At 61.1% G+C, this 22,554-nt stretch carries 21 protein-coding genes, 2 tRNA genes and 1 pseudogene; 13 read left to right on the top strand and 11 right to left on the bottom strand.

Annotation, left to right across the window (positions count from 1 at the left end; translation table 11 throughout):
- Positions 1-115 precede the first annotated feature (115 nt).
- Complete coding sequence (locus tag AC3WQS_RS17290; protein ID WP_031331962.1) at positions 116-1,126, top strand: NAD(P)-dependent alcohol dehydrogenase; 1,011 nt, start codon at positions 116-118, stop codon at positions 1,124-1,126.
- A gap of 7 nt (positions 1,127-1,133) precedes the next feature.
- Positions 1,134-2,606: a mannitol dehydrogenase family protein gene (locus AC3WQS_RS17285; protein ID WP_172932137.1), complete on the top strand. Its 1,473-nt coding sequence runs from the start codon at positions 1,134-1,136 to the stop codon at positions 2,604-2,606.
- On the opposite strand, the gene AC3WQS_RS17280 is transcribed toward AC3WQS_RS17285, so the two are convergent.
- The 3 genes and pseudogenes from AC3WQS_RS17280 to AC3WQS_RS17270 all read right to left on the bottom strand — a co-directional run.
- Positions 2,607-3,125, bottom strand: coding sequence for a DinB family protein (locus AC3WQS_RS17280; protein ID WP_172932138.1), 519 nt, complete (start codon positions 3,123-3,125; stop codon positions 2,607-2,609).
- Between the two features lie 763 nt (positions 3,126-3,888).
- Positions 3,889-4,236 carry a hypothetical protein gene (locus AC3WQS_RS17275; RefSeq protein WP_020908166.1) on the bottom strand — a complete coding sequence of 116 codons (348 nt, stop codon included), beginning with the start codon at positions 4,234-4,236 and terminating at the stop codon, positions 3,889-3,891.
- Between the two features lie 624 nt (positions 4,237-4,860).
- Positions 4,861-5,379, bottom strand: a pseudogene (locus AC3WQS_RS17270) (SGNH/GDSL hydrolase family protein); the annotation flags it as partial.
- Between the two features lie 563 nt (positions 5,380-5,942).
- Here AC3WQS_RS17270 and AC3WQS_RS17265 point away from each other — a divergent pair.
- Both AC3WQS_RS17265 and AC3WQS_RS17260 read left to right on the top strand, forming a co-directional pair.
- Positions 5,943-6,434: a hypothetical protein gene (locus AC3WQS_RS17265; RefSeq protein WP_020969946.1), complete on the top strand. Its 492-nt coding sequence runs from the start codon at positions 5,943-5,945 to the stop codon at positions 6,432-6,434.
- Positions 6,431-7,393 (top strand): HTTM domain-containing protein, encoded by a 963-nt coding sequence (locus AC3WQS_RS17260; protein WP_080910074.1) that lies wholly within the window; start codon positions 6,431-6,433, stop codon positions 7,391-7,393. The genes AC3WQS_RS17265 and AC3WQS_RS17260 overlap by 4 nt, the downstream gene beginning before the upstream one ends.
- Before the next feature lie 827 nt (positions 7,394-8,220).
- Here AC3WQS_RS17260 and AC3WQS_RS17255 read toward each other — a convergent pair.
- Positions 8,221-8,294 (bottom strand) — tRNA-Ile (locus AC3WQS_RS17255).
- Positions 8,295-8,471: 177 nt separating this feature from the next.
- Here AC3WQS_RS17255 and AC3WQS_RS17250 point away from each other — a divergent pair.
- Together AC3WQS_RS17250 and AC3WQS_RS17245 are read left to right on the top strand one after the other, a co-directional pair.
- Positions 8,472-8,669, top strand: coding sequence for a hypothetical protein (locus AC3WQS_RS17250; RefSeq protein WP_003941659.1), 198 nt, complete (start codon positions 8,472-8,474; stop codon positions 8,667-8,669).
- Between the two features lie 182 nt (positions 8,670-8,851).
- The gene (locus AC3WQS_RS17245; protein ID WP_397510139.1) at positions 8,852-9,088 is read left to right on the top strand and encodes an HAD-IA family hydrolase; all 237 of its coding nucleotides are present in this window, start codon (positions 8,852-8,854) and stop codon (positions 9,086-9,088) included.
- Between the two features lie 56 nt (positions 9,089-9,144).
- Here the strand turns inward: AC3WQS_RS17245 and AC3WQS_RS17240 are convergent.
- Positions 9,145-9,217 (bottom strand) — tRNA-Asn (locus AC3WQS_RS17240).
- Positions 9,218-9,353: 136 nt separating this feature from the next.
- Here AC3WQS_RS17240 and AC3WQS_RS17235 point away from each other — a divergent pair.
- Entirely contained in the window at positions 9,354-9,605 is a 252-nt protein-coding gene (locus tag AC3WQS_RS17235; protein WP_003941570.1) for a hypothetical protein, read from the top strand.
- A 1-nt stretch (position 9,606) separates the two neighbouring features.
- Here AC3WQS_RS17235 and dnaG read toward each other — a convergent pair whose 3' ends face one another.
- The gene (gene dnaG, locus AC3WQS_RS17230; protein WP_003941578.1) at positions 9,607-11,526 is read right to left on the bottom strand and encodes a DNA primase; all 1,920 of its coding nucleotides are present in this window, start codon (positions 11,524-11,526) and stop codon (positions 9,607-9,609) included.
- 72 nt (positions 11,527-11,598) lie between these two features.
- Here dnaG and AC3WQS_RS17225 point away from each other — a divergent pair, with 72 nt between their 5' ends.
- The gene (locus AC3WQS_RS17225; RefSeq protein WP_264612997.1) at positions 11,599-13,149 is read left to right on the top strand and encodes a serine/threonine-protein kinase; all 1,551 of its coding nucleotides are present in this window, start codon (positions 11,599-11,601) and stop codon (positions 13,147-13,149) included.
- Positions 13,150-13,162: 13 nt separating this feature from the next.
- On the opposite strand, the gene AC3WQS_RS17220 is transcribed toward AC3WQS_RS17225, so the two are convergent.
- Entirely contained in the window at positions 13,163-14,461 is a 1,299-nt protein-coding gene (locus AC3WQS_RS17220) for a deoxyguanosinetriphosphate triphosphohydrolase (RefSeq protein ID WP_019748992.1), read from the bottom strand.
- 5 nt (positions 14,462-14,466) lie between these two features.
- A complete protein-coding gene (locus AC3WQS_RS17215) occupies positions 14,467-15,156 on the bottom strand; it encodes a YdcF family protein (protein ID WP_007731109.1) in 690 nt (229 codons plus the stop codon).
- Between the two features lie 69 nt (positions 15,157-15,225).
- On the opposite strand from AC3WQS_RS17215, the gene AC3WQS_RS17210 reads away from it, so the two are divergent.
- Both AC3WQS_RS17210 and AC3WQS_RS17205 read left to right on the top strand, forming a co-directional pair.
- Entirely contained in the window at positions 15,226-17,292 is a 2,067-nt protein-coding gene (locus AC3WQS_RS17210) for a TPM domain-containing protein (protein ID WP_477993762.1), read from the top strand.
- A 99-nt stretch (positions 17,293-17,391) separates the two neighbouring features.
- Complete coding sequence (locus AC3WQS_RS17205; protein WP_003944487.1) at positions 17,392-18,129, top strand: polyprenol monophosphomannose synthase; 738 nt, start codon at positions 17,392-17,394, stop codon at positions 18,127-18,129.
- Here the strand turns inward: AC3WQS_RS17205 and AC3WQS_RS17200 are convergent.
- The gene (locus AC3WQS_RS17200; RefSeq protein WP_019748994.1) at positions 18,104-18,910 is read right to left on the bottom strand and encodes a helix-turn-helix domain-containing protein; all 807 of its coding nucleotides are present in this window, start codon (positions 18,908-18,910) and stop codon (positions 18,104-18,106) included. The genes AC3WQS_RS17205 and AC3WQS_RS17200 overlap by 26 nt on opposite strands.
- Before the next feature lie 137 nt (positions 18,911-19,047).
- Between AC3WQS_RS17200 and AC3WQS_RS17195 the strand changes: the two genes are divergently transcribed.
- Both AC3WQS_RS17195 and AC3WQS_RS17190 read left to right on the top strand, forming a co-directional pair.
- Complete coding sequence (locus tag AC3WQS_RS17195) at positions 19,048-19,413, top strand: nuclear transport factor 2 family protein (RefSeq protein WP_024487641.1); 366 nt, start codon at positions 19,048-19,050, stop codon at positions 19,411-19,413.
- Positions 19,414-19,461: 48 nt separating this feature from the next.
- A complete protein-coding gene (locus AC3WQS_RS17190; RefSeq protein WP_133727536.1) occupies positions 19,462-19,923 on the top strand; it encodes a MepB family protein in 462 nt (153 codons plus the stop codon).
- Here AC3WQS_RS17190 and AC3WQS_RS17185 read toward each other — a convergent pair.
- Positions 19,898-20,479, bottom strand: coding sequence for a dihydrofolate reductase family protein (locus AC3WQS_RS17185; protein WP_492711494.1), 582 nt, complete (start codon positions 20,477-20,479; stop codon positions 19,898-19,900). The genes AC3WQS_RS17190 and AC3WQS_RS17185 overlap by 26 nt on opposite strands.
- 92 nt (positions 20,480-20,571) lie before the next feature.
- Positions 20,572-21,963 (bottom strand): glycine--tRNA ligase, encoded by a 1,392-nt coding sequence (locus tag AC3WQS_RS17180; protein WP_003944491.1) that lies wholly within the window; start codon positions 21,961-21,963, stop codon positions 20,572-20,574.
- Positions 21,964-22,161: 198 nt separating this feature from the next.
- Here AC3WQS_RS17180 and AC3WQS_RS17175 point away from each other — a divergent pair, with 198 nt between their 5' ends.
- Positions 22,162-22,545, top strand: a complete 384-nt coding sequence (locus tag AC3WQS_RS17175) for an ArsR/SmtB family transcription factor (RefSeq protein ID WP_003944457.1) — start codon at positions 22,162-22,164, stop codon at positions 22,543-22,545.
- Positions 22,546-22,554 lie beyond the last annotated feature (9 nt).

Raw genomic sequence — 22,554 nt, 5'->3', positions numbered from 1 at the left:
AAAGTTTCTTGATCGTGAGCAGATGCTCACTAGATGTTCTTATGCTCATTAAGCTAACATCTACGTTGTGACCCACACAACAGTTTCCGGAGAATCCGTCGATCTACCTGCGACAATTCGGGCAAATGTCCTTGTTGAGACCGGAAAGATGCAGATGGTCGAGAGACCACGACCGTCCCCGAAGACGGGTGAAGTCCTCGTTCGCATCCATGCCGTGGGCGTGTGCGGGTCGGACGCGCACTACTTTCACGAAGGTCGCATCGGCCCTTACGTAGTCAACTCACCGCTCGTTCTCGGACACGAAGCATCGGGACGCATCGCCGCAGTCGGTGACGGCGTCGACCCAAGACGCATCGGGCAGCGCGTCTCCATCGAGCCTCAGAAGCCCGATCCGACAAGTCCCGAATCCAAGGCAGGCAGATACAACCTCTGCCCTCATATGGAGTTCTTCGCGACGCCGCCGATCGACGGTGCACTGACCGACTACGTCACGATCGGTGCCGACTTCGCCCATCCCATCGCAGATTCCGTGTCCTACGAGGCAGCTGCGCTGTTCGAGCCACTCTCCGTAGGGATCGCCTCAGCCCAGAAAGCGGGAATCACTGCCGGCTCTCGTGTGTTGATCGCCGGCGCCGGCCCGGTAGGAATCGTGACGACGCAGGTGGCCAAGGCATTCGGCGCGACGGAAGTCATCGTCTCGGACATCGATGCGGCCCGGCGTGATGTGGCACTGAAATTCGGCGCAACAACCGTCGTTGATCCTCGTGAAAGCGACGTACGCTCGCTGGCCGTCGATGCGTTCATCGACGCCTCGGGTGCCACGGCCGCAGTAATCGACGGAATTCACGCAGTTCGGCCCGCTGGGACCGTCGTTCTGGTCGGAATGGGTGCCGACGAGATACCGTTGCCGGTCCCGATCATTCAGAATCGCGAACTGATGCTCACCGGAGTGTTCCGGTACGCCAACACGTGGCCGATCGCCGCCGCACTGGTCGCTGCCGGGCGCGTCGATCTGGATTCGATGGTCACAGCACGCTTTTCACTCGAACGATCGCAAGAGGCCCTGGTGGCCGATCGCATTCCCGGCAGCATCAAAGCCGTAGTCATCGTCGCCGAAGGAGACTAGAACTTTCATGGAACTCAATACGAAGACCTTGCTCGACTTCGATGCTGAACTCGAAGTGCCGAACTACGACCGGAGCAAAGTCACTACCGGCATAGTGCATTTCGGTGTCGGAGGCTTTCACCGTGCACACCAGGCCATGTACATCGATACCCTCCTGCGACGAGGTGAAGCCTTCGACTGGGGAATCTGCGGAGTGGGAGTGATGCCGTCGGACAAGCGAATGAAAGACGCACTCCGCGCGCAGGACGGCCTCTACACGCTGGCGCTCAAGCATGCTGACGGAACCCTCCAGGGCCGGGTCATCGGGTCGATCGTCGAGTACTTGTTCGCGCCCGACGATCCGGAGGCGGTGATCGAAAAGATGGCATCCGAATCGACGAAAATCGTATCTCTCACCATCACCGAGGGCGGATACAACATCTCGCACACCACGGGCGAGTTCGACGCGTCCCATCCCGATGTGATGCACGATCTCGAGCCGGGAACACTCCCCCGCACCACCTTCGGTCTGATTTGTGCGGCACTCGCACTCCGTCGCGACCGGGGCCTCACCCCGTTCACGATCATGAGTTGCGACAACATCGAAGGCAACGGATCGGTCGCCAGGACGGCTGTCGGAGCGTTCGCCGCTCTGAAGGATCCCGAATTTGCGGAGTGGATCGACGCGAACGGCGCCTTCCCCAACTCCATGGTCGACCGGATCACACCCGTCACGACAGCCGAGGTGACCACCGAGATCGCCGAGACGTTTGGCGTGGACGATCAGTGGCCGGTCGCAGCTGAGCCGTTCACCGCGTGGTTCCTCGAGGACGAGTTCACCTCAGGCAGGCCACCTCTGGAGAATGCCGGCGTCAATCTCGTGCCGGATGTTCGCCCGTACGAACTGATGAAACTGCGCCTTCTCAATGCCAGCCATCAAGGCATCGCGTACTTCGGCTACCTTGCCGGATACCGCCTGGTCCACGAGGCATGCCAGGACGAACTCTTGTCAGGGTTCCTGCTCGACTACATGAATCTGGAAGCGACGCCGACCCTTGATCCGGTACCCGGCGTCGACCTCGATCAGTACAAGAAGACCCTCATCGAACGATTCTCGAACCCCCAGGTCCGCGACACGATTGCACGTCTGTGCGCCGAGTCGTCCGATCGAATTCCCAAGTGGCTGTTGCCCGTCATCCGAACCCAACTCGACACCGGTGGGTCGATCAACCTGTCCACCGCAATTGTCGCCAGCTGGGCCCGCTACGCCGAGGGCACAGACGAGAACGGAGATCCCATCACCGTCGTCGATCAGCTGTCGGACACTCTGGTGCCGCTCGCCCAGAAACAATCGAGCGACCCGTTGGCCTTCATCGGGTACCGCCAAGTGTTCGGCGATCTCGTGGACGATCGCCGATTTGTCGCAAGCTTCCGAAAGACCCTCGACTCGTTGCACTCCGTCGGAGCCAGAAGAACCCTCGAAGAGGTGCGCGGGCTCTGACTACGCCGAGACGTCGTGCAGGTGATGGATCGGATCGTGAATGAAGTAGGCCGCCAACGATTCGACGGTGAACGCCGATCCGTCACTGCGGAGACCCCGTCGTTGGCGGCTACCCTCTGGCACGGTTTCGAAGGCGTTCGCGACTTCCGCCGCGGCGTCGGACAATTCCGATGCCACCGTTGCCGGATCTTGGTCGTTGTACCGCTCGGCCTCAGCTGTTGCGTCTTGATCCCAGTTCTCGAATTGCGGATCGTCGAATTCGAGCATCTGTTCCAACCTCACCTTGAAGATCCTGAACACGTCGCGTACGTGGGCGGAATACTCCAGCGCTGACCATGTTTCGCTGTCCGGTCGCTCCGTCACATTCTCGCGCTCCAGTACCTCGGCCCACGAGACGGCATTGCTACGCACAAGATCTGGAACATCCGCGAACGCAACAGCGGACGAATCAAACCCGCACTCGCCGCATCGGCGTTCGAGGACCCAGGTCCAGTTCTTTGTATCCGGGGTGATCGGCATGGATCGAGAATAGTCCGCCAGGGCGGGGTCAGTCTGCTTCGATCGGCCGATGAAGCGAATCATGATCGCTATTGCGACTCCATTCGTGCTGATGCTTACTTCGTGCGACGGGGACGTGGGCGACGCGGAACCCCACGAACTCGCCTTCACATGCGACGACGCACATGCGTACCTCGAAGCTTTCGGGACGGTCGAGGCGGCGTTGGCCCGGCTACAGAGCCTTGGATGGAACGATGTCCCTGAACTCGTGGGTTCCGCCAGCGCCTGGGCAGCGTTCACACCGCAACAGCAGACTGCGATAGTCAATTCACTTCATGCGGCTTCCCGAGGTGAATGTTGATCCGTACTTCTGTGCCGGTATCGGCATCTGACTCCGTCGACAAGATTTGCCGGTCGATACTCGGATCGGCCGAAGAACTGGGACATACTCCGACCGATTCCACGTCGCCGATCGATCGAGTCCGCGATTACATGAGCGGACCGCACGACGACTGGAGACGATTCGACGCTGAGGCGCGTCAGCGCATCCAAGAAGCCTCCGAAGCAGCGGAATCGGGATCTTGCGGTTGAGCAACGCGGGGCGTCCGGTTCGCTTATCGCACAACGGAATTACAAACAACGACGTATGAACGTCATTCCGTTCGTGACAAATATTCGTTCGTCGGCGACGGACCGGCCACTTCGATTTCCCAGGGATTTCAGTTCAATTTCAAAAATTCTGTGACGCGTTTGTGGCCGAGGCTTCGACGGGTCTCGTCGTCCCTCAGGTGAAAGGCGTCGAGTCGACATGTACCCCCTCCGAACGCAGCAAATGCTCGGCCGCACGAATCAACAAGGAGAGGGATTCGTACGAGAGTCCCTCGGTTGCATGCATCAGCCTGTCAGGCGCCGGAATCGACCGGTCGCCCGGGGAACCCTCGGATCTCCGCACAGAAAGCACGGTCGAGAGTTCTCGTTGATTCACCACCTGACCTGTGCTGTTCGCTCGCTCGAACATGGCATTCAGCCGCTGGACGAGTTCCTCACCTTCGGCTGATCGAATAATGTTGCCGAACAGCCTGTTTCCGTGATCGGCTATGACACCAGGCGCGATCGAGTTCTTGATTGTCACTGTACGTTCTCCGTTACGTTGGTCTGTCAGGTTGATCAGGGGTGCGACCGGGAGCAACTCGCAGAGCCTTGATCTGTGCCACACAACGGCGTCGCGCATCGACAGCAGACCAATCTCCCCCGGCGCCCATCGGCTTCCGGTAGCGCGACTTCGAAGCCGCTGTTCATTTGCGACTTATCGTTACATATTAACATCAACTGTAACTCTTCGACAAGCACTTTGTTCCGATTGCCCGGTTTGATCACGGGTGGCGCAGAACATCAAGGGTGGCCAACTTGTCGACATGATCTACGCCGCCCCTGCCATCTCCGTTCAGGCTGCAGTGATGGTCGAGCCACCGGCAAGGCACAAGAAACGACATTCCGCCGACGACCTCCCAGCGTAGGTATCGCCGCGCGTGCATCACCTGCGGTGAACTGCGATTCACAAAAGCCGCAACGCGGATAGGGGCGGCGACACAGCCCGCGAGAGCTTTCTTACCCGAACTTTTCCATCATCGTGTGAGGCAGCCGGCCAGCCAAGACTGCACCCAAAGTCCTCGCTACTGATGACCTAAGTCCGACAATACTTTTCACGAAAAAGAGGACCCCGCGCCTGCGGGGTCCTCTTCGCTTTCCTTCAGAGCTAGAGACCGAGCGAGTGAAGGTGCTCGCTGATCTTCTCGAACATGAGCCTTTGACCTGCCGGCGTGGGATGCATGCCGTCTTCCTTGAGTAACGTCGGGTCCGACAGCCAGTTCTCGGCGAGCGTATCAATGAAAGGCAGCTTGTACTGCTCAGCGGCGGAACGGATTCGATCGTTGACATTGACAGCGGTCTCGGATGGAGGCCGGTTGTCCATGATGGGGCCGATGACGACAACCTTGGCGTGAGGAAGCCGATCTCGTAGCTGCGCATACAACTCCCGAGTCGCATCTCGCACCTCGAGCGGGTACGAAACATCGTTCCGACCGCCGGCGATGATGACGACCTCGGGATTCACCGCAACGACCTGATCAATTTTCGCACCGAACGGTAGCTTGCCTTTTTCCTCGTTTCCCTGGACGTAGCCGGTGCCACCGCTCGCAAAATCTGCCAGGTACCAGCGACGATCGAAGGCGAGCAGCGCCGGCCAATGATCTCCCGTCGTGTTCGGAATCGAGTACGAGTCCCCAAAATTGCGACCGTGTCGAAGTCGTCGGTAGGGGCATTCAGCGCCGGCGCCGAACTGTCAGGCTGCGATACAGAGGCAGTTGCCCGACTGTCTCGGGATTGCTCGTACGCAAATCCTACGATCACCGCTACGACGGTGAAAACCATGGCACCGATGACGGCGACAGTTCGCTTGTTGGGTTTGGTCACCCCGTAAACATACGGGGTCGAATCATGTTGCCTCTGAGCGAGTGTCAAGCATCTGTCGTTCCGCTTGAATCGGCCATCGACGAAGGAGTGAAATCCCGCTCTCACAGCAGACTGGGGCCAAGCTTGCTGGAAGTTAAGGCGCGGCAAAGCATTCAGGGCACACTGTCCCCCATTCGACGGACCAAAGTCCATTTTCAAATCAACACTGCGACAAGCGGCAATCGCGCAGCTATATTTCGTCGACACTTCAACTACTTTCGGCACATCTGCACGGACGCGCGACAACACCCAGTCCCCTCGCTCGGCAATCCCCTCTATTTTTCTCATTCGAAGAAACCGGCACCAGGTGCCAGGAAGAACGTCGACATGCCGGAAACAGAAGCAAAGCGCAGCAATCGGCGACTGATCGCGATCGCAGCACTCGCAGTCGTACTCCTCGTGCAAGGCGCCTACTCGTTCGGTGTCCGCCCTGAGCCGTACCCGACAATTCGCATGCCCAGCTTCGGTGGCGTGCCCAATGCAGACGGCGAGTTCAGTGGAAGTGGCTTGGATATCACTCTCCATTACACCGACGGATCCACGATCAGTCCCAACCCAGTGGATCTCGCCGGCGATATTCGCTACTCATCCGCGAGAGCATCACTCGATTATGCGTTCCGCCCCAGCGGGGCAGGCGACCGCAACACCCGAACCGCGGACCCTGAATTGGTCGAATGGCTCCGAAACCGCAGCGTCGAAGTCGGAAGTGGTGCCATCCCGGACAGTATCGAGTTCTGCTGGCGCAAAACAATTATCGACATCACCGACGGAACCGATGCGTCAACTGACCCGTGCGAAACGACAAGGGTTGATCTATGAGTGCCCGTGCGGGAACTCTGTTGTTCCTGCGCGACCACATCGATCAGTTGTGCGAGGCGTACCGCGGGGATGCGAGGTTCCTCGCTGTCATTCGAATCCTCTTCGCGCTATATGTGATCGCGTTTCCCATCGACTACACGTGGGCGGGCGAGGTTCCCTCGATTCTGTTTCATCCGCAATCCGGTCCGTTCTCCCTGCTGTCGTCACCACCCTCCGAGAACTTCCTCGTCGGACTCGAAGTCGCCCGATTCATCCTGGCGATCGCCATCTTGGTCGGATATCGAACGACGGCCGCGTCCATCGCAATGACCCTCACGCTCATGACCGGCAGCGGGTTGGTCAATTCCTTCGGCAAGGTCGACCACTTCATTCTTTTCGAAATCTTGCCGGTGGCCATGGCAGCCGCTGGATGGGGCGCCGCATGGTCCCTCGACGCACGACGTTCACGCACACAACGCAAAGCACTTCAAACCCGCGGACTGCCCATGCTCATCTGGGCAGTGACGGTCGCCTACGCCCTGTTTACAGCGGCACTACCCAAAGCTGCGTCCGGCTGGCTGAACCCCGAATTGCAGGCAACCCGGGGCTACGTTGCACGAGACGTCGCTGACCCCACCAAGCTCGGTCCGCTGACCCACGAACTATTCGACATCCATTCGGAGTGGCTATGGAAGGCACTCGACTACGCCACTGTCTTCGCTGAAGGCTGGTTGATCGTTGCCGTGCTCTTCCCTGTCTTGTTCAGAATCGGGATCGTCGTCTTACTCGGGTTTCACCTTGGGGTTTATCTCGCGTTGGGCATCGAGTTCGACAGCTATATCTTCGTGTATCTGCCGTTCCTGTCGGCACCTGCCGTATGGGTCACCAAGCGAGTCCTGGGCAGAAGGCCCGATATCGGTAGAACGTCGGCGCCGGAAACTCCACGTCAAGTATCTCCGGCCAGTTCGGACGCACCGTAAATCTAATATCCGGGAGCGGACCTTTCCGTCACAGTTCGTGAGTGCCCCAATCACAGGTAGGCGATCCCCAGACTCCCTCAACCTGGGGATCAAACAAACCTACTGTCTCCCAATGAAATTCCGAGAACTTCTACATTCACTGACATTCGGTTCGCAGACGGGCGCCCTAATCGCCAATTCGGCGCCGCCATTCGGACCCCACATCGCGTGTTGGGGGCAGTCGAGCCGCGGGGGGTCGGCTCGACTGCCTGCACTTACACCAGGCGAAGATGGTTTCTTGCCAGCTATCTGCTAAACCAGCGTGCGTCGACGCTCAGGGGGTCACTGGAACGCATCGTCGTCACCTGTGGGCCGGGCTCGCGCCGGCAGGTACAGACAATTGTTCAGTGACCCCTGAGTTCGATCGTCGAAATCACCTTCGATCGCCGTGCGTAAGTACATCTAGAGCGTGACACTTCGGCTGGTTGAGCACATACGCTGAAATTCCTGGATAGGTACCTGCTTTTCCTTTGTCTTCCGAGTGGTCGCTGTCTCGGTCACGTCCAGAAGCGTTGCACATCCGACACTGTCGGGAAATCGGTCATCTGGATCCGAGACTTTCGCCTCATCTGCGATCGACGATCATGATGCGACGATTCCTTGTGTGACCACGAACGCTCGACTCAGACGCAACCGCAGGCGCATTGCCAGGCGATTCAATCCCAACAACGTGTGGGCAACTGTCCTGGTGATTGCACTTTGCGCACTAGTCGCCTTGGCGATCGTCTGCAGCATGATCTTCGACAAAAATCATTGGGGCTGACCCGCGGGCTCACGGCACCTGAACGTGGGGCGGGCGGGGCTCGAACCCGCGACCAATGGATTATGAGTCCACGGCTCTAACCGACTGAGCTACCGCCCCATCCGGATGCGATGCATCGCGGCGAATCCGAATGTTACCGGCACATCCGACGCGGATCACAATCGGGCAGGCGGTGACGCGTCGCACTCTTTCGAGTCGAGTCTTCCAAGGTTGGTCGGCACAGGAGCGATGAGCCGATACCGTGGGAGTGCACACCCCACGGAACAGGATCACCACATGAAGCTTGCACTGACCGAATTCAAGAACTCGAAGGCCACGATCCGGATCATCATGTCCGACGGCGCGAAGCTGAACGGCACCGTCACCGATTTCACCGAAGACACTCTCGTCCTCAATTCTCCGAATGGTGTCTATTACATCAACCCCAGCCACATCATCCGGCTGTTCGAGCCGTCGGATCGCGCAGCGAAGTAAGCGCACCCCGTCAAACAGTTCGACGGTTCCACCGAAAGCCCGACGCAGACACTTGCGTCGGGCTTTGGTGTATCTGTCGCCAATATCTACGCGTCGCGTTCACGGGTGAAGCGGCCATCGGCGTCACTGAAAACGACAATGGACCTGTCCTGTTGGCCGCCATCGAAAGTGTTGTAACTCCAGTGGCAATCGACGAGCATGTTTTCTCCTGCATGCTCGGAGCTACCAAACCCGACCCTGCGGCCTTCCTGGCTGCGCTGGAGTTTCTCGATGCGCGTCCACAGCAGACCTTCTTCGTCGACGACAACCCGGTGAACGTCCTCAGCGCTCGACGGCTGGGAATTCGCGCAGAACAAGCAAACAAGGCGGCAGACGTCGAATCGGCACTTCGATCGGTGGGTCTGCTGCAAACGCACTAGCGGCGACGAATACAAGAAAGCCCCCCACCCGATTTCTCAGGTGAGGGGCTTTGCTGCTCCCCCGGCTGGACTCGAACCAGCAACCGTCCGATTAACAGTCGGAAGCTCTGCCAATTGAGCTACAGGGGATTGTCTTGCTCGCTTCGCCCGTTCCGGCGTTGCCTGAGAAACTGTAGCGAATCCTCCACCGAAGTACCAAATCGCCTGCCCAGCGAGTCATCAGGCAGGATGGAGTCAGGACGATCGGTGCTGGAGGGAAGCAGGAATGATGCGTTTGTTGATCGGTGTTGCAGCTGGGTACGTCCTGGGAACCAAAGCGGGCCGCGCACGATACGAGCAGATCAGCCGAGCCGCGAAGGCGGTGGCCACTAGTCCGGCCACCAAGAAGGTGTTGGACGCGTCACGGCAGAAGCTGGCCGACTCACTGAGTACTCAGCCCAAGCTCGAGCCGATGAAGCCGATCAACGAGGAGACCACGATTCTGGTCCCCCACGACCAGTTGAAGAAAAACCGCTAGGTCAGACGCTTTGGTCGCCGACAGCCTGCTCACGCAGCTGTCGGCGATACTGCTCCAGCGCCACGAGGTCTCCGAACAGTGAGTTGTACTCCTCGGGGGCCGCAGCAGGTGAAACGCGCTGAAGCTTGGATTTGAGGTCGGCAACCTGTTCGCCCACCCACGCTTCCTGCAGTCGTGCGAGCACTCCGTTGATGTAGCGCGGAACCGTGTCTTCGTCGCACGGCATCGGTTCGACGGCCAGCTCAGATACAACCGAGGCCACCGTCATGTCCTCGACGCCCTTGGTGACGACTTCGATCCACTCGGCGCCACCGAGCCCCTTGCTCGTTCCACCGGCGTCAGCCATTGCCTGTCTGATGACAACGTAGGCGGGGTGGGTGAATGTCTCGGGAGGCAACGAGTCGAAGACACTGCCGGCGATGCCAGGGTGCTGCAATGCGGCCTTGAGGACAGCTCGCTGCGTCGAGAGCGCCGGATCGTTGGGCCGGGGCCTGGAGATTCCGATCGGCAGCGCAAGCGCATCGGCGGCAGGTGCCTCGACAACCTGACGACGCTTGGGCGCCGGTGAAGATCCGCGCGTCGACGCCCGTTTGCGAGCTTCGTCACGCACGCGTCGTCGAACCGACGGAAGATCGTCCCAACCGACCCATCCGCACAACAGATTCGCGTAGCTGTCGCGCAGAGTTGATTCCTTGATCTGCGCAACGACGGGGACGGTACGACGCAGTGCCTCGACGCGACCTTCAGCGGTCTCCAGATCGTGTTCGGTGAGGATGGACTTCACCACGAACTCGAACATCGGAGTGCGCCGTGCCACGAGGTCGCGAACGGCGGCGTCACCAGACTTCAGACGCAGATCGCACGGGTCCATTCCGTCGGGCGCGACGGCGACGAACGTCTGCCCGGCCATCTTCTGATCACCCTCGAACGCCTTCATCGCAGCGGCCTGCCCTGCGGCATCACCGTCGAAGGTGTAGATGATCTCACCGCGAAAGTAGCTGTCGTCCATCAGGAGTCGGCGGAGCATCGCAAGGTGCTCCTCACCGAAGGCGGTTCCACACGAAGCGACGGCGGTCTTGACGCCGGCCAAGTGCATCGCCATGACGTCGGTGTAGCCCTCGACGACTACTGCCTGGTGTCCCTTGGCGATGTCGCGCTTGGCGAGGTCCAAGCCGAACAGGACCTGAGACTTCTTGTAGAGGATCGTTTCCGGCGTGTTGACGTACTTACCCGGCATGGTGTCGTCGTCGAAAAGCTTGCGGGCACCGAAGCCGATGACGTCACCGGCGACGCTGCGGATCGGCCACAGAAGACGGCGATGGAACCGGTCGATCGGACCTCGTCGCCCCTCTTTGGACAGCCCGGCTGCTTCGAGTTCCTTGAATTCGAAGCCCTTGGACATCAAGTGTTTTGTGAGAGTGTCCCAACCTTCGGGCGCGTATCCACACCCGAACTGCAGTGCCGCTGCACCGTCGAAGTTTCTCTCGGTGAGGTAGTCGCGCGCCGCCTGGGCATCGGGTTCGCGCAGACGAGCAGCGTAGAACTCCTGAGCCGCCGCGTTTGCCGCGATCAAGCGTGCACGAGTGCCGCGATCGCGCTGAACGGAAGGCCCACCACCCTCGTACGAAATCGTGTAGCTGAGCCGATCCGCCAACTGCTCGACAGCCTCGACAAAGCTGATGTGATCCATCTTCTGCAGGAACGAGTACACGTCCCCGCCCTCACCGCAGCCGAAGCAGTGGTAGAGGCCGTGGTTGGGTCGCACGTGGAACGACGGCGACTTCTCGTCGTGAAAGGGACACAGACCTTTGATCGAATCGCCACCGGCACGCTTGAGTGAAACGTATTCACCGACGATGTCCTCGATGCGAGTGCGTTCGCGAATGGCCGCGATGTCTCTGTCAGAAATTCGGCCCGCCACGTACATCAGTCTAGGCGGTCCCCCGGCACCTCCTGACAACGATATGTTGATGGCCGACTCTGCACCGCAGCGATGGGACCGACGATGACTGAAAACGCCTCGAGCTCGCACGAAGGGCGATCAGGAACCCGATTCGGCGTGTACGAGTTGCGTCGCCTCCTCGGCCGAGGCGGAATGGGTGAAGTGTACGAGGCGTACGACACCTCGAAGGATCGCCTGGTCGCACTCAAGTTGCTCCATCGCGAACTTGCGGCCGACCCGTCATTCCAAGCTCGTTTCCGCCGAGAATCTCGCACCACCGCCGCCCTGAACGAACCGCACGTGATCCCGGTGCATGACTGGGGCGAAATCGACGGAGTCCTCTTCATCGACATGCGTTTGGTCGAAGGCCACACATTGCGAGCCGAGTTGGCCGAATTCGGCCGACTCACGCCTATACGAGCCGTCGACATCGTCTCGCAGATAGCGTCAGCGCTGGACGCAGCGCACGCGCGCGGACTCATCCATCGCGACGTCAAACCAGACAACATCATTCTCACGAACAACGGCTTCGTCTACCTCGTCGACTTCGGAATCGCCTACTCACAGACGGACACGAAGATCACCACCGAGGGAAGCGCGGTCGGTTCCTATGCGTACATGGCGCCGGAGCGGTTCGGAATCGAAACGCCGACGGCCGCAGCGGATGTCTATTCCCTGGCTTGTGTCCTCTACCAATCACTCACCGGAACAACACCTTTCAACACCACAAGCATCGAGCATCTGGTCAATTCGCACCTGAACGCTCCGCCGCCACGCCCCACACTGACAGTTCCGTCGCTCCCGCAAGGTTTTGACGCCATCGTGGCTCGCGGCATGGCAAAGGATCCCGCACACCGCTATCCGACTACGGGAGCGCTCGCACTCCAAGCGCGGCAGGCCCTCTCGACGACCGACACCCCCGGTTCCGCCGGCGGATTGCACCCCACGATCGTCGGGCCGCCCATCTACACCACGGCGAATCCCGCTCACGGGAACTACACGCACATCGCGACAAAGACAAAGCGAAACCGAGCCCCGATCGCGATCGGTGCGGCTGGAGTTGCACTCGTTCTGGCCGCAGGAGGCACGGCGGCCTGGGTGACGCTGGGGAACTCGGGACCCGAATCACCCACCACTGCAGCAGCTTCCATCGCCACGTCGGCACCGGCACCCACTCAGGAGCCGGCCAGAACGCCCAAGCTCGAGCCGCTACCCACCGCCGGACTGCAGGCGACCACGACCACCCGGGCGTCGAACCCTGGCGCGAGAAATGGCGACCTCGGGGTCAGCAAGCCGATCACCGTCCCCTCGTGCAAAGGAACCGGAATCGTGGTGTTGGCCAATGCCACCGATCCGGCAACGTACGCCAGCGAGATCCAGAACTACCTCGACGCGTTCCCCGGCTCGAAATACCTACGCACAGACCAGTCCTGCCCGTCACTGCGTCAAGTCTCCGATTCGGGGACGGCGATCTACACGGTGTATCGCGAATCCGGGAACACCGAGTCGAAGATCTGCAAGGACGTTCGCGCAGCAGGCGGCGACGCTTACGGCAAGTGGCTCGATACCACTACCGACCCGTCGACGCGGATGACCTGCTGAAGGCGTAAGCGGCTCAGCCCCAGCTGGCCTGCGCGCCCAGGCTCGCTTTGTCCACCCGTTCCAGCCGACTCTCCGTGTACGACGCGATCTGATCCACCACTACCCGGACCCGAGCACCGTCGTCCGCGGCGCGTTCCCACGCGGGCAGCAGGATCGGATCGAGCCCGGCCGGCGCAGTTGCCAGCAGCCATTCCGCGACGCGATGAACACGATCACGCTGCCGATCCTGACGCGCCTTGTGTCCGGCGTCGGACATCACGTAGTACAACGCCACGGTCTTGAGCAACGCCACCTCGGATGCGACGGCCTCGGGTATGTCGAGGTCGGCTTGATACCGCGAGAGGGGTCGGTCACCGTGTGTCAGCCGGGTGCTGGCGATCGCCGCGGTGGCGAAGCGACCCACCAATTCACTCGTGAGATTCTTCAACGCGACGGAACTTCCGAGTGTGCCGTCGAAACTTCCGACCCCGCGTACGACGGGGAGTTCGGACAACCGTTGAGCGGCGTCGATCAGATCGTCGACTACCAATCCCCGAAACTCGGAGGCCCCCAGTTCTGCCAGTGCGCGCTGCTCGGACGGATCGGCAAGCGAGCGAAGGTCGATACGGCCTGCGATCACCCCGTCCTCCACGTCGTGCACGGAATACGCGATGTCGTCGGCCCAGTCCATGACCTGAGCTTCCAGGCATTGCCGACGCTCGGGCGCCCCCTCTCGAACCCAGGCGAGCACCTCTGCGTCGTCGTCGTATGCCCCGAACTTCGCGCCGGGCTGCGGCCGGGTCCAGGGGTACTTGATGGCTGCGTCGAGTGATGCCCTGGTGAGATTGAGGCCGGCGCTCAGACCGTCGGGGCGCAGGATCTTGGGTTCGAGGCTGGTCAATATCCGCAGATTCTGCGCGTTGCCCTCGAAACCTCCGCAGTCCTTGGCGACTTCGTCCAGGGCCTTCTCGCCGTTGTGACCGTACGGCGGGTGCCCGATGTCGTGCGCGAGACCGGCGAGGTCCACCAGGTCCGGATCGCAACCGAGTCCGTCGGCGATCCCTCGCCCGATCTGTGCGACCTCCATCGAGTGCGTCAACCGCGTGCGAGGTGTGTCACCGTCGCGCGGGCCGACAACCTGGGTCTTGTCGGCCAAGCGCCGCAAAGCCGCGGAGTGTTGGACACGCGCCCGATCTCGCGAGAAGTCCGAACGATGCTGCGCCGCTGCGATCTGCGAACCCGGCAACCCCGCACGCTTCGGCGCCTCGACGACACGACGTTCGAGGTCGTGTTCGGAGTATGTGCCGCCTCCGTAGGTGGTGTGAGCTGTCATGGTCTCTATTGCCCTGCCGTGTAGGGGAAGTCTGCCGAGAAGTGCGTGAGCTGATACCAGAGCAGCGCGCCGGTTTCGCGAGCGATTCCGTGCAACTGGGATTCGCGGGTGAAGACAGCCGGGCCCTGACGAGTAGGTGCGGTCCACGCCTGGAGTCCTGTGTCGCGGGCCATCGTCCGCGTTCGCAAGGAGTGCCACGGGTCACTGACCAGGACAGCGGAATTGATTCCCTGCGAGGACATCTCGGCGCTCACCGCGTCGATACTGAGAAGTGTGTCCGAACCGGTCTCCACAGCAGTGATCGCACTCGACGGAATTCCGCGATCGGTCAGATACATCTTTCCCGACGCCGCTTCGGTGTACTCGTCACCTTCTTGTTTACCGCCGACAGTAATGATCTGCGGCGCCACTCCGCGCTTGTACAGCTTGTACGCCTGCTCGAGTCGGGCCTCGAAGACGGACGACGGAGTGCCGGAATACTGAGCCGCGCCCAGAACGACTATCGCGTCGGCCGGCCGCGTGTCGTCGATGCGCGCCACCTGCCACACCCGGAACGCAGTACCCCCGACCAGAACCACGGCCATCAACACGGCACCGGCGATCAGTCGGCGCGTCCAGCGAGCCAATCCTGCCCCGAAGCCGCCCGCCCGTGAGGGTGATGGGTCGTGGGGGCGGTTACCGAAAGCAGGTTTCACTCCCGCAATTCTGCCAGTTCGCGGCGATCACCTCCGATGCCGACGCGCCACAACGGATAGATTTGCGTCATGGCCCTCGCACCACACTTCTCGCAGTTGTCCTCGGTAGAGCAGAGTCGGACAATCACCCGACCCGTTCGCCGTCGGGGAAGCGCCGCCGCCGTCGCTGCGATTTTCGCTTTGCTGGCGCTCGTCTTCAGTCCTGCGCTCGCCTCGGCAGACGCCCCGATGGTGTTGCCGAATCACATCACCGACACCTCCGGGGTTCTCGACGCCGGGCAACGCAGCGACATACAAGCCGCGATCGATCAACTCAGCGAGGACCACCAGATCGATCTGTGGGTCGCGTTCGTCCCCGATTTCAACAACCTGGGTGGCCAGGCGTGGGCACAGCAGACAGCCACGAAGTCGACGCTGAGTACCAAGTCCGTCCTGCTTGCAGTTGCCACGGCGGAGCGTGCTTACTACCTCGACGTCCCCGCTGAGCTGAGCAACATCACCGATTCCGACATCGAATCGATCAATTCCGATGCGGTGGAACCGGCTCTTGCCGAGGATGATTGGACCGGCGCGGCAATTGCCGCAGCTGGAGCACTCGGCGACGCGAACAACACGAGCGGCGGAATGGGAGTCGGAACACTCCTCATCGCGGGCGGCGCTGTGGTGGTCGGGACGGGCGGCGTGGTCCTGTACTCACGTAAACGCAAGAACGACAAGAACAAGGCAAGCGTCGAAGCCGCGAAGAACATCTCCCCCGACGACATCGCCAGCCTCAACGCACTCCCGCTGCCTACGCTCGACGAACGCGCGAAGGAGATCCTCGTCGAGACGGACAACGCGATCGCCGGCAGCCAGGAGGAGCTCGATCTGGCCCGCAGCGAGTTCGGAGATTCCGCCGTCGCACCCTTCTCGGCAGCATTCGACAAGGCCAAGGCCACCCTCGCCGAAGCCTTCGCGATCAGGCAGCGACTCGACGACGCCATCCCGGAAACTCCCGATCAACGCCGCCAGATGCTGATCGACATCATTTCCTCGTGCGGTCGAGCCGACCAAGAACTCGAAGCTCGCGTCGAGGAGTTCGACGGGCTTCGCGACCTTCTCATCAACGCCCCCGCACGTCTCGATGCGTTGACGCAGAGTGTTGTTTCTCTCAGCGTGCGCTTGCCCGAATCCGAGGCGATTCTGACCAAATTGAAGGATCAGTTCCCCGCGCCGACGCTGGCATCTGTCGTGAACAACGTCACCATGGCCAGCGAACGCCTGACGCTCGCCGAGAAGTCGATCGAGGAAGGCCGCGATGCCACCGCGCTGCCGGCTGGTAAGCAAGGCGCTGCCGTCACCGCGATTCGCACTGCCGAAGCGGCTCTCGATCAGGCACGCAAACTACTCGACGGCGTCGATCACGCCGCCGACGACATCCGAAACGCCATCGCGACTCTTCCGTCCGCGATGGACGACGTCCAGCAGGGCATCACTGCTGCGGACGCTTACCTGGCGCAGGGCGGGCAGAAGTTGGCGGACGCGAAGGCCGCAGCCCAGGCAGCGTTGGCGAATGCTCAGACGTCGAAGGACAGCGATCCGCTGACAGCCTTCAACCAGATCGTCGCGGCCGACGCCCAACTCGACGCGCTGCTTGCCGACGCTCAGGAGCAGAAGCAGCAGCTCGAACGTGCACAGCAGCGCCTTGCCCAGGACATTCTGGCCGCACAGGCTCAGGTGACCGCTGCAGGCGACTTCCTCGGAACCAGGCGCGGCGCGATCGGGGCGGAGGCGCGCACTCGCTACGCAGAGGCTCAGCGGCACCTGCAGGCGGCCCAGCAATTGCAGGCTGCGGATCCGTCCAAGGCACTGCAACACGCCCAGGCCGCGACCACCTTGGCGACGCACTCACTTCGCGCCGCGCAGAACGACGTCAACACCTGGGAAGCAAACCAACGACCCCGCGGTGGCGGCGGCGATGCGACGGGAGCGATCCTCGGCGGCATCCTGATCAACAGCATTCTGCGAGGTGGCGGCGGGCCCCGCTCGTACGGCGGACCGAGCAGCAGCGGACGCTCCGGTCGCGGTGGCGGCGGCGGTGGTTTCGGCGGTGGCGGCGGCGGCCGAACCAGTCGAGGCGGCGGCGGCCGGTTCTGACGGATCCCGTCGAGGTAGTAAAATCCCTACTTTGTTCACGACCGCACTCGTCGTACGCTTCATCCGGCAAGTCGGGATCACAGATCATACGAAGGTGTTATGGAAAGCGTCGCCCCGCAGATAACCGTCGTTGTACCTACATACAACGAGCGTGAGAACCTGCCAAAGCTCGTCGATCGCCTCGCCGCGTTGAAGATCCCGAACCTGCACGTCCTCGTGGTGGATGACAACTCCCCCGACGGCACGGGCGAGGTTGCGGACAAGTTGGGTATCGATGGTCCCATCCCGGTCGGAGTGCTTCACCGCACGGTCAAGGACGGACTCGGCCGTGCTTACGTCGCGGGCATGAGCCGGGCTCTGGCGGAGAACGCCGACATCGTCATTCAGATGGATGCGGATCTCTCCCATCCGTCCGAAGCGATCCCCGCCATGATCGAGATCCTCACCACGACCGATGCGGCCGTCGTTCTCGGCTCCCGTTACGTCGAGGGTGGCGCAGTTGCCGGCGACTGGCCGTGGCATCGCAAGGCTTTGTCCGCCTGGGCGAACTTCTACGTCAACGCTATTCTGCGACTGCACGTCAAGGATGCAACTGCAGGCTTCAAGGCGTGGCATGCAAAGACCTTGCGCGACATCGACGTCGAATCGGTGCAGAGCAACGGCTACGCGTTCCAGGTCGAGATGAACTACCGAGTTGTTCAGCGCGGCATGAAGATCGCCGAAACGCCAATCCGCTTCGAGGAACGCACCGAAGGTGTCTCCAAGATGAGCCTCTCGGTTCAGTTGGAGTCCGCTCTGGTGCCGTGGAAGCTCAAGTTCGGCAAGAAGTCTCTCTGACCTGCGCGGCTGATCGAAAATAATCGGCGGTCTGCGTGTCCGACGGGTAGAACGACTCAATCGCGATCTCTGCGAGCGTGACGTCGCGCGGCGTACCGAACACGGTGGTGGTGCTGAACATCGCCAATTCGGTATCGCCCGCGCGTACGCGCAACGGAACCAGCAGGGAATTCGCGCGGTCGTCGTGCCAGTCTCCGCCGCTCGGGTAGGTGCGCAACTCGTCGAGCAAGGACGCCAACTGCGCATCCGCACTGACCTCCACTTCCCGCGCCAACCTGGCGAGCAGGTGGGTCCGCCACTGCGCGAGGTTCACGATCCGCGGCGCCATGCCCTCGGGATGCAAGCTCAAACGCAATACGTTCACCGGTGGTTCCAGGAGGAATTCAGCGGCGCCCTCGGTCAGAATTCTCACGGCCTGGTTCCCGGCGATCATCTCCCATTGCTGATCGACCACCACGGCCGGATAAGGGTCATGCGCGTCGATGATGCGATCGATGGCCTCGCTCACCGCTGACATCGGCGCTTCCGCCAACGATTTTTGCGAGTACTCCGGTGAGTGGCCACTTGCCAGCAGAAGCGTGTTCTGTTGTCGTAGAGGAACATCCAGACATTCGGACAGGTGAAGGATCATGTCCCGGCTGGGTTTGGAGCGGCCGGTTTCAATGAAGCTCAGGTGCCTGGTCGACACTCCTGCCGCTGCCGAGAGACCCAACTGAGTGAGCCTTCGCCGCTCCCGCCACCGCTTGAGTTCGGTGCCAACGTCCATCGTCTCGAAGGTCATTCTTTCAAGTTAGCGACCCGAGGTAGCCGAGACCATGACCTCGGAGGTAATCGACCCGAAGCAGTTTCGGAGGAACAGTGGTCTCAGCCGGCGAGACCGCCGGATGTTCACCACCGGAACTGATCAAGGGAGCGACCATGAGCGACTTCGACGCAATCGCCGACGCCTATATCGACATGTGGAACGAAACAGATACCACCGCCCGTAGAGCACGGATCGAGCAATTGTTCGCACCCGGCGGCCGCTACACCGATCCGCTCGCGGACGTCACCGGACACGATCAGATCGACGCGATGATCAACGCTGTGCAGCAACAATTTCCGGGCATGCACTTCACCCTCATCGGGCCGGTGGACGCGCACCACCGACAGGCTCGATTCGGTTGGGCTCTCGGCCCGGCGGGGGCCGAGTCACTGATCGACGGGTTCGACGTACTCGAACGCGACGACGACGGCCGGGTGACGCTTGTCCTCGGGTTTCTCGACAAGGTACCTACGGCCTGAAGTGCGTCTACAACCGACAGCCTTCGCCACGAAGGCTGTCGGTGGTCCGTGGAATCATCGTTGCCGATGAACGCCGACGGATTTACCTGGTCCACACCGATTCCCGAGTCCGAGGGTGCTGAATACAGCGCTCACACGCTGACCGTCAACGGCCTTCCCTCCGTCTATCGAACCGCCAAGACGACGCCGACCAAGCTCGGTCAGTTCGTCACCCTGTGGCGCCGTTCCGAGGCCGGGCCCATCCGCCCCTTCGACACCAGCGACGGCGTCGCGCTGTTTGTGGTGAAGGTCTACGACGAAGAACATCTGGGTCACTTCGTCTTTCCCACCGAAACCCTCGTCGAACACGACATCGTGTCGACGAACTTCTCGGGCGGCAAGCGCGCTATCCGGGTCTATCCGCCCTGGGTCACGCCGACCAGTGTGCAAGCCGTCAGAACCCAGCGTTGGCAGAAGCAGCATTTCGGCGAGTTCCCTGATGTATTCAACTCACCTGATACGTCGCGATGATGACGCCTGTTGTCGTAGGAACACTTTCGGTGAGGGTGAACTGAGCGAGCGCAGCACCGTCGGGGAACAATCTGCGCCCGGTTCCGAGAACCAGCGGATGAATCAGCAGAGTGTAGGTGTCGACGAGACGCCGTTCGGCCAATGACGTGATCAAGTCGCCACTGCCCAGAATCACCAGATCCGGGCCATCGCTTTCCTTCAGCGCGGCGACCGCGTCGGCGGCATCACCTTTCAACACAGTCGAGTTCTTCCACGGCAGCGGTTCACCCAAAGTCCTTGACGCTACGTACTTCTGCGTGTTGTCGAGCACCTCGGTAAACGGATTGTCCGTCTGAAACGGCCAGTACGAGGCGAAGTTCTCATAGGTTCGGCGTCCGAAGAGCAACTCTGATTTCTTCGCCATCCCCTCCCCCATTTTCTGTGCCATGACGGAATCGTTGAAGGGTGCCGCCCATCCACCGTGCTCGAATCCGCCACGACGATCTTCGTCCGGCCCGCCAGGTGCCTGCATGACACCGTCGAGAGTCACGCAGTTGGTCACGCTGAGTTTTCTCATAACTTCGATCCTGCGCCTGAAGATCCACCATGGAAAGAGAAAACGGGCGGTCCTTCTCGAATGAGAAGAACCGCCCGTCAGCTTCGAACGAATCAGGAACCGATCAGCCGCGCAGCCAGGTAGCTTTCCACCTGATCGAGGGCGACGCGTTCCTGCGCCATGGAGTCACGCTCACGCACCGTCACAGCCTGATCTTCGAGAGTGTCGAAGTCGACCGTGATGCAGAACGGTGTGCCGATCTCGTCCTGGCGACGGTAACGACGACCGATGGCACCGGCGTCGTCGAACTCGACGTTCCAGTTCTGACGCAACTGCGCCGCAAGATCTTTTGCCTTCGGCGTCAGATCCGCATTGCGCGAGAGCGGCAGCACTGCGGCCTTGACGGGAGCGAGTCGACGATCCAGTCGCAGCACCGTGCGCTTGTCGACGCCGCCCTTGGAGTTGGGAGCCTCGTCCTCGGTGTACGCGTCGACCAGGAAGGCCATCAGCGAACGCGTGAGACCTGCCGCCGGCTCGATGACGTACGGGGTGTACCGCTCACCCGTCGTCTGGTCGTAGTAGTTCAGCTCGGTGCCCGAGTGCTTGGAGTGCGTCGAGAGATCGAAGTCGGTACGGTTCGCGATACCTTCGAGCTCGCCCCATTCGCTGCCCTGGAAGTGGAAGCGGTACTCGATGTCGGTCGTGCCCTTCGAGTAGTGCGAAAGCTTTTCCGGCGCATGCTCGTACAGCCGCAGGTTGTCCTTGTTGATGCCGAGGCCGGTGTACCAGTCCAGGCGGTAGTCGATCCAGTACTGATGCCACTGCTCGTCCTCGCCCGGCTTGACGAAGAATTCCATCTCCATCTGCTCGAACTCGCGGGTGCGGAAGATGAAGTTGCCCGGGGTGATCTCGTTACGGAAGCTCTTGCCGATCTGACCGATGCCGAACGGCGGCTTCTTACGCGAGGTGGTCAGCACGTTGGCGAAGTTCACGAAGATGCCCTGTGCGGTCTCGGGGCGAAGGTAGTGCATGCCCTCTTCGCTCTCGACAGGGCCGAGGTACGTCTTGAGCATCATGTTGAAGTCGCGCGGCTCGGTCCACTGGCCGACGGTGCCGCAATCGGGGCAACCGATGACATCCATCGAGACGTCGTCCGGGTTGTCGAGCTTCTTCTTCTCCGCGTACGCCTCCTGCAGGTGATCCTGACGGTGACGCTTGTGACAGTTGAGGCACTCGACGAGCGGGTCGTTGAAGACACCGACGTGACCGGATGCGACCCACACCTCGCGGGGCAGGATCACCGAGGAGTCGAGGCCGACGACGTCCTCGCGGCTGGTGACCATGTTGCGCCACCACTGACGCTTGATGTTCTCCTTGAGCTCGACACCCAATGGGCCGTAGTCCCATGCGGACTTGGTACCGCCGTAGATCTCACCGCACGGGTAGACCAGGCCTCGCCGCTTGGCGAGATTGACAACGGCTTCGATCTTGGACTTGGGTGCCACTCGATTGCTCTCCATCTGGGTAATAGATGCATGATTTTCGTGCGCTTTTCGCACCATCAGCCTATCTGGCGGCTGCCACGCACTTCCGTCCAAGGTTGACATGCATACTTGTGCATATCAAAATGAAAGTGATTTGCAATAATGTGGTGAGATGGCTATGCCCGGACATCATGATCTACCCCTCGAAGGAGCCTCGCTGTGAGCATTGCGGATACCGGCGATCTCCACAAAAGCCATGATCATTCCGACCTCGGACACACGCACGACCCGTTCGAAGCCGCACCGCCCGCGCCCGTGCCGCCCAAGGAAACTTTGGCGGCCGCCGGCGAAATTCTGCGGGCGCTGGCTGCACCCGTTCGCATCGCGATCGTGCTTCAACTCCACGAGTCGGAGCGTTGCGTTCACGAACTCGTCGGCGCTCTCGGCGTCACTCAGCCACTCATCAGCCAGCATTTGCGCGTTCTCAAAGCAGCGGGCGTCGTCCGCGGCGAACGCAACGGACGAGAAGTTCTCTATCGACTCGTCGACGATCACCTCGCACACATCGTCGTCGACGCTGTCGCCCACGCCGAAGAAGGATGAGATTCCACC

This window comes from Rhodococcus sp. FW305-130 (assembly GCF_058788335.1).
The sequence above is the reverse complement of the archived record's forward strand: the minus strand, read 5'-3'. Positions and strand labels throughout refer to the sequence as shown.